6 protein-coding genes are annotated in these 6,694 nt (G+C 46.1%); 1 reads left to right on the top strand and 5 read right to left on the bottom strand.

Annotated features, from left to right (window positions below; genetic code table 11):
- Positions 1-387: 387 nt before the first annotated feature.
- Positions 388-936 carry a hypothetical protein gene (locus P364_RS0130250; RefSeq protein ID WP_024633750.1) on the bottom strand — a complete coding sequence of 183 codons (549 nt, stop codon included), beginning with the start codon at positions 934-936 and terminating at the stop codon, positions 388-390.
- A gap of 86 nt (positions 937-1,022) precedes the next feature.
- Between P364_RS0130250 and P364_RS0130245 the strand changes: the two genes are divergently transcribed.
- Complete coding sequence (locus P364_RS0130245) at positions 1,023-1,622, top strand: TetR/AcrR family transcriptional regulator (protein WP_024633749.1); 600 nt, start codon at positions 1,023-1,025, stop codon at positions 1,620-1,622.
- 155 nt (positions 1,623-1,777) lie between these two features.
- Here P364_RS0130245 and P364_RS0130240 read toward each other — a convergent pair whose 3' ends face one another.
- From P364_RS0130240 to dusB, 4 genes are all read right to left on the bottom strand, one after another.
- Positions 1,778-3,115 (bottom strand): TrkH family potassium uptake protein, encoded by a 1,338-nt coding sequence (locus tag P364_RS0130240; RefSeq protein ID WP_024633748.1) that lies wholly within the window; start codon positions 3,113-3,115, stop codon positions 1,778-1,780.
- Between the two features lie 189 nt (positions 3,116-3,304).
- Entirely contained in the window at positions 3,305-4,822 is a 1,518-nt protein-coding gene (lysS, locus tag P364_RS0130235) for a lysine--tRNA ligase (protein ID WP_024633747.1), read from the bottom strand.
- A gap of 121 nt (positions 4,823-4,943) precedes the next feature.
- A complete protein-coding gene (gene greA, locus P364_RS0130230; protein ID WP_024633746.1) occupies positions 4,944-5,420 on the bottom strand; it encodes a transcription elongation factor GreA in 477 nt (158 codons plus the stop codon).
- 244 nt (positions 5,421-5,664) lie between these two features.
- Positions 5,665-6,684, bottom strand: coding sequence for a tRNA dihydrouridine synthase DusB (dusB, locus tag P364_RS0130225; RefSeq protein WP_024633745.1), 1,020 nt, complete (start codon positions 6,682-6,684; stop codon positions 5,665-5,667).
- Positions 6,685-6,694: the final 10 nt, after the last annotated feature.

The following is a 6,694-nucleotide window of genomic DNA, read 5'->3' as shown; positions in this document are numbered from 1 at the left end:
GAGATTAAAAATCTCATTTGTGCTTCGAAATCATACAGTCCGAAGACATGTACCGATTTCTCAGCGTCGATCTTGCAAGCAAGATCGTTACTCACTCGTTGTTCAGTTTTCAAAGATCAAACTTGTTTCGCTACTAAGTTTCGTTCAACTCAGCAACTTTTATATCTTATCACATCCGAACCAACTTTGCAAGCTATTTTTTTAAGTTTCTTTCGAAGCTTATTCGTTTCGCTTGCCGCACCGTGTTTCTCGTGTTTTCTTGGCCGGAATTAGAATATACCATGTACAGTTTCGGAACGCAAGCTTTATTTTCAATAAAGTTTATCATGCAGATCATCCTATCTTCCATGGATGATCTGCGTGATTCCTGCTTAATACAATTTCATGTTACTTCATTTTCTTTACAGGCATCTTCCTCGGCCATAAGGTATAACTGAAACTGATTATAAAATCGATCCCCAATATGATTCCCCATACTCTTATGAGATTAGAGAAGGCCGCAGTACGCTCCGCGTCACCAATCCACCAGATCATTGCGAGCAGGAACAAGCTACCTATGCTCCAAGCCAATAGATGTCTAAGCCATCCCACTCTCTCACGACTAGCATGCTCGCTACCGTACACCTTGTTGCTGCGAGGATGTTCTCCACCTTTGAACCAGTACAAGAAGTAACGATCAGCCCAAGCAATCATCTGATGACCATAGGCAATACTCACGCCTATATATATTGCTGCAATGCCATGAACCATACTTGCTGTAGCACCCTGTTGAAGATCAATCACCGTCGCAACCATAAGAAGAACATCCACAATGGGTGTCGCCATTAATAGTGCAATCCCTGTACGTTTCATCCCGAGCAGATAACGCACACTCAGACCTGCAGCGACAAATACCCAGAAAGCAATCTCACATCCAATAATAAAATAGGCAATCAAATAATCTACTCCTTTTATAATACAAATGTATTAAATACAATTTAACACATTTGTATTATAATAATCAACAATGCTATAATCTTTTTATGCCTAAAATAGTTGATCATGATAAACAACGTCAGCTCGTAGCCAAAGCAGCCTGGCGCGTCATCCGCAGAGATGGTATGGAACAGGCCTCCGTTCGAAATATCGCCGTAGAAGCTGGTATTTCAGCCGGATCTATGCGCCATTACTTCTCAACCCAATCGGAACTACTCCTATACGCAATGAATCTGGTATCCGAACGGGTTTCGAACCGAATCACACAGATGTCCTTTGATGCTTCCCCGTTGGAGAATATGAAGCTTATGTTGTTAGAACTCTTGCCAAATACGGATGAAAAAATGGCCGAAATGGAGGTGTGGTACGCTTTTACAGCCAAATCCAAGACCGAACCCGCTCTTAAAGAGCATGCCGACAAAGTATATGACGAACTCAGACGCGCGATGGCTACGGTTATCACCTACCTCATGGAGCTCGATCTCTCCCGAACAGGTCTCGATAAGGAGCTGGAAATTGAACGACTGTACGCACTGGTGGACGGTTTGGGAATCCATGCGATTCTTCGTCCTGACCAGATGAACAGCAAGATCATGGAGGACATCCTTACAATGCATCTTGCAACGTTATTCCGGGATGCAGAATAAGAGATTCGGTCACAAGATTTATACAGCTCTATCCCTCACACAGCAGGGCCGAGTAATTGCTTCTTATGAAACAAAAAAACCGTCAGGCATCAGTTGTGACTAACCTAATGAATCATAATAGGGTTAGTGTCCTAGATGCGTGACGGTTTTTCTTTTTATCCAATAATAATCCGGCCTTCCGGATGGCGATACAGTTTTTTCTCTTTGCGTGGACGAAGCGCGTATGCGATGGTTAGAGGCCCAATCCGTCCTATAAACATCGTGAAGGCGATAATTACTTTTCCCCATACCGTTAATTCATGCGTTACTCCTACCGACAGACCAACCGTCCCAATCGCCGAGGCCGCTTCAAACATAAGTGAAAGGAACGGTGCATCCTCTGTCGTAAGTAGTAGCATGACGACAACCATGAATATGATCAAGGAAACCATAATAATCGTCAATGCTCTCATCAGCAGCTCCTTTGGAACACGTTGACGGAAAAACACAATATCTTTATTGCCTCGAATCATGGCATACACCGCTCCAATCATGATCAGGAACGTTGTTGTTTTGATTCCGCCCCCAGTTGATCCCGGAGATGCCCCAATAAACATCAACAGAATGAAGAAGAACTGGGTAGCCTGCCTCATCTGGGCAATATCAATGGTGCTCGTACCCGACGAGCGTGTTGAAACAGACTGGAAGAAGGAGGCGTAGATCTTTTCACTCCAACTTAGAGAAGCCAGTGTGTGCCCATTGGTGAACTCAAATACAAACAGTACAATTGCACCCACACCAATCAGCGCACCTGACACGGACAATACCAATTTGGAATGCAATGATAAACGACGACGCTTGCGGTACTCAAACAAATCATTCAATACCACAAAGCCGAGTCCCCCGGATATAACCAGCACGGAAGCTGTTACGTTAAACAACCAGTCTCCCGTATAATGCTGAAAACTATTACCAAACAGATCGAAACCACCATTATTAAATAATGATACCGAGTGAAAAGCACCATAATACACAGCCTGCCAAAAAGGCATTTCCGTTGCCCAGCGTAGGGCCAATATAACAGCAGCCACCCCTTCAATGGTAAACGAAAAGATTAGCACCTTGCGGATAATACGTACGATGCCTTCCATACTGTCTGCGTTGATAGCCTCTTTCAGCAGCAGCCTGTCCTTAAGCGAGATTCGCTTGCCCAATACCAATGCAAACAACGTTGCGATAGTCATGAAGCCAAGTCCACCTAGCTGCATAAGCACCATAATCACGATTTGACCAAACAGGTTGAAGGTTGTTCTTACATCCACGACGACCAGCCCGGTCACGCATGCGGCAGAGGTAGACGTAAACAGCGCATCAATAAACGCCAAATGCTGGCCGCTTTGGTTGGAGATGGGCAGCATGAGCAGAATCGTACCGATCGTGATAATAAGCATGAAACCACCAACCAGAATCAGTGGGGGTGATAGGAATTTAGCAATGTGAAGCCTAAACTTCATGAAGGGCACCTCTTTTAACGTAATACAAACAGGTAGGCAAGAAGATTTGTCACCATACTTATGGCAGTCATGTTGTTTCGACGAATCTATCACTTCGATGCCTATGTAAACCTAAAGAGGAACTTGCCACCAGCATCATACTGAACGGCAGGTTCCTCTTCTATTATGAACGAGTTAAACGTTCCTTATTTAATCCTGTGTACGAGGACGCATGTGCGGGAAGAGCAGTACGTCACGAATGGACGGCGAATTGGTCAACAACATGATCAGACGGTCAATACCGATTCCCAGTCCACCTGTTGGTGGCATACCATATTCGAGTGCACGGATGAAATCATCATCCATTTCGTGTGCTTCGTCGTTTCCGTGTTCTTTCTCCAGCAATTGTGCCTCAAAGCGCTGACGCTGATCAATTGGATCATTCAGCTCCGTAAAGGCATTGGCATGCTCACGTCCAACGATAAACAGCTCGAAGCGGTCCGTGAAGCGTGGATCTACATCGCTTTTCTTCGCCAGCGGGGAAATCTCAACCGGATGTCCCATGATAAAGGTTGGCTGAATCAACGTCTCTTCTACAAAATGTTCGAAGAATGCATTCAGAATATGACCAAATGTCATATGCTTTTCAACCGGAACCTTATGTTCTGTCGCCAAACGGTGAGCTTCCTCGTTCGTCATATGCACGGAGAAGTCTACGCCTACAACTTCCTTAACCGCATCTACCATCGTTACACGGCGCCATTGTGGCGTAAGATCTACTTGATAGTCTGCATATTGGACAACTTGCGTTCCCAGCACTTCCTGTGCGATATGAGCAACCAGATTCTCAGTCAAACGCATGATATCCTGATAATCGGCATATGCCTCATAAAGCTCAATCATCGTGAACTCCGGGTTATGACGTGTCGACATCCCTTCATTACGGTATACACGGCCGATCTCGTATACTTTCTCCAGACCGCCTACAATCAGACGTTTCAAGTGAAGCTCGATCGCAATCCGCATGTACAATTCCATATCAAGCGCATTGTGATGCGTAATGAATGGTCGCGCAGCGGCTCCACCAGCGATGGTGTGCAGCGTCGGAGTTTCCACTTCCAGATAGCCTAGGGAATCCAGGTAACGGCGCATCGACTGAATGATTTTGGAACGAGTAACAAAGGTCTGTTGCACTTCGCGATTCATAATCAGGTCAACATAGCGCTGACGGTAACGCAGCTCTACATCCGCTAGTCCATGATATTTATCCGGAAGTGGGTAAAGTGACTTGGACAATACTTCGAGATTTTGCACCTTAACCGAAGTTTCACCTGTCTTGGTTTTGAAGATCACCCCAGAAACACCTACAATATCCCCCAGATCGAGCAGGCTGAACGCGGCATATTTGTCTTCCGGCACAGTATCCTGACGAACATAGATCTGGATTCTGCCGCTCAGGTCCTGAATATGTGCAAAGCTCGCTTTACCCATTCCCCGCTTCGCCATAATCCGTCCGGCAATACTGACTTCGATGTGCTTCTCTTCCAGCTCTTCCTTAGTCAGTTCTTCATACTTCTTCAGAATGGAGCCGGCTTCTTCCGTACGTACGTATTTTTGGCCAAAAGGGTCGATCCCCAATTTGCGGAGCTCGTCCAATTTGTCGCGGCGAATTTGTAAAAGCTCACTTAGTTCGGTTTCGGTTTCCTGATTCAAGACTTCATCCGTCATGATCTATATTCATCTCCTTATTTACATTGCAGGCATCTTCCGAGGTATTCTGCCTCAAATGTTGAAAAAAGCTTCCCTAAGGAAGCTTTTGTCTCCGTACCCGACTGCTTCATTGCTTATATTACTTTTTGATGTCTAGAATTTTATATTGAATTACGCCAGCAGGCACACTTACATCAACAACCGTACCTTTTTTCTTGCCCAGAATGGCTTTACCAACAGGACTTTCGTTCGATATTTTGTTCTGCAGCGGATTGGACTCCGCAGTACCTACGATCGTATATTCCGTGATATCACCGAATTCCAGATCTTCTACACTAACTGTTGCACCCACGCTTACGGCCTCGGTATCGATCTCGTCGCTGTTGATAATCCGTGCGTTCCGGAGCAATTTCTCCAAAGTAATAACGCGGCCTTCAATGAAAGCCTGTTCGTTCTTCGCGTCTTCGTATTCGGAGTTCTCACTAATATCTCCATACCCGATGGCTACCTTAATCCGTTCAGCCACTTCGCGGCGCTTCACCGATTTCAGCATTTCCAGTTCTTCTTCAAGCTTCTTAAGTCCCTCTGGTGTAAGGATAACTTCCTTATCGCTCATCTCAACCGATTCTCCTGTCATGGGAATAATTTGATTGCACGGCAACGGAACCAGTGCTGTTTACAGAGCTCCGCCCGCATACATCTTCAAAACTATATGAAGTTCTCCGGAGAAACAGAACGTTCCTCCTGATGCACTAGCCTTATGACGCACATGGCGAATTTATACTGTGAAATTATAGGGTAACGGTCTCGAAAAGTCAATGTTACATCCCCTATGGCTGTAAACGTTTTACAACCGCAGATCAGGATGCATTTTCAGCTACTGCCGGTTCTGACTCCAGATTGCCTTCCATATGCAGCTGACCTACAAAGTTCTCCAGAATATGCACCATCTCATCACGTTTGGTTTCTTCCATAATAACGTCCTTGATGCGGGCAGATCCTTTCAGACCTTTCAGATACCAAGCCAGGTGTTTACGCATCTCGCGCACAGCAACAGCCTCACCCTTCAGTGCAATCAGACGGTCCATATGCAAAATGGCAACCCGAATCTTCTCTTCCCCATTCGGGTCAGGAAGCAATTCGCCGGAACTCAAGTATTGAATGGTGCGATACAGCATCCATGGGTTACCCAGAGCGGCACGACCGATCATAACTCCGTCACAACCCGTTTCATCCAACATACGACGGGCATCTTCCGGTGAAGATACATCTCCGTTCCCGATAACCGGGATGGAGACAGCCTCTTTAACATTTTTGATGTGCGACCAGTCCGCTGTACCTGTGTAGAGCTGCTCGCGTGTACGGCCGTGTACACTTACCGCCTGTCCGCCAGCGCGTTCAACCGCAAGTGCATTCTCAACCACGAAGATATGCTCGTTATCCCAGCCGATCCGCATCTTGACTGTAACGGGCTTATCTACCGCGTCCACTACAGCGGATACCATCTCATAAATTTTGTTCGGATCAAGCAACCACCGTGCACCTGCATCACAGCTCGTCACTTTTGGCACTGGGCATCCCATGTTGATGTCAATGATGTCAGCATTGGTTTCTTTGTCCACAATTTTGGCTGCTTCTACGAGGGCTTCACGATCTCCCCCCCAAATTTGCAGGCTCAGCGGTTTCTCCCGCTCATCTACAAACAACATCTCACGTGTCCGCTTGTTACCATGCACGATGGCTTTTCCACTCACCATCTCCGCACATACGAGGCCTGTTCCGAATTCTTTTGCAATTAGACGAAAAGCCGGATTACACACGCCAGCCATCGGCGCAAGTACGACCTGGTTTTTCATTTCAATGTCACCTATTTTAAGCACGGTAGTCGTT

Origin of the sequence: Paenibacillus sp. MAEPY2 (assembly GCF_000499205.1) — a bacterium.
In the GTDB taxonomy this organism is placed as follows: domain Bacteria; phylum Bacillota; class Bacilli; order Paenibacillales; family Paenibacillaceae; genus Paenibacillus; species Paenibacillus vandeheii.
The sequence above is the reverse complement of the archived record's forward strand: the minus strand, read 5'-3'. Positions and strand labels throughout refer to the sequence as shown.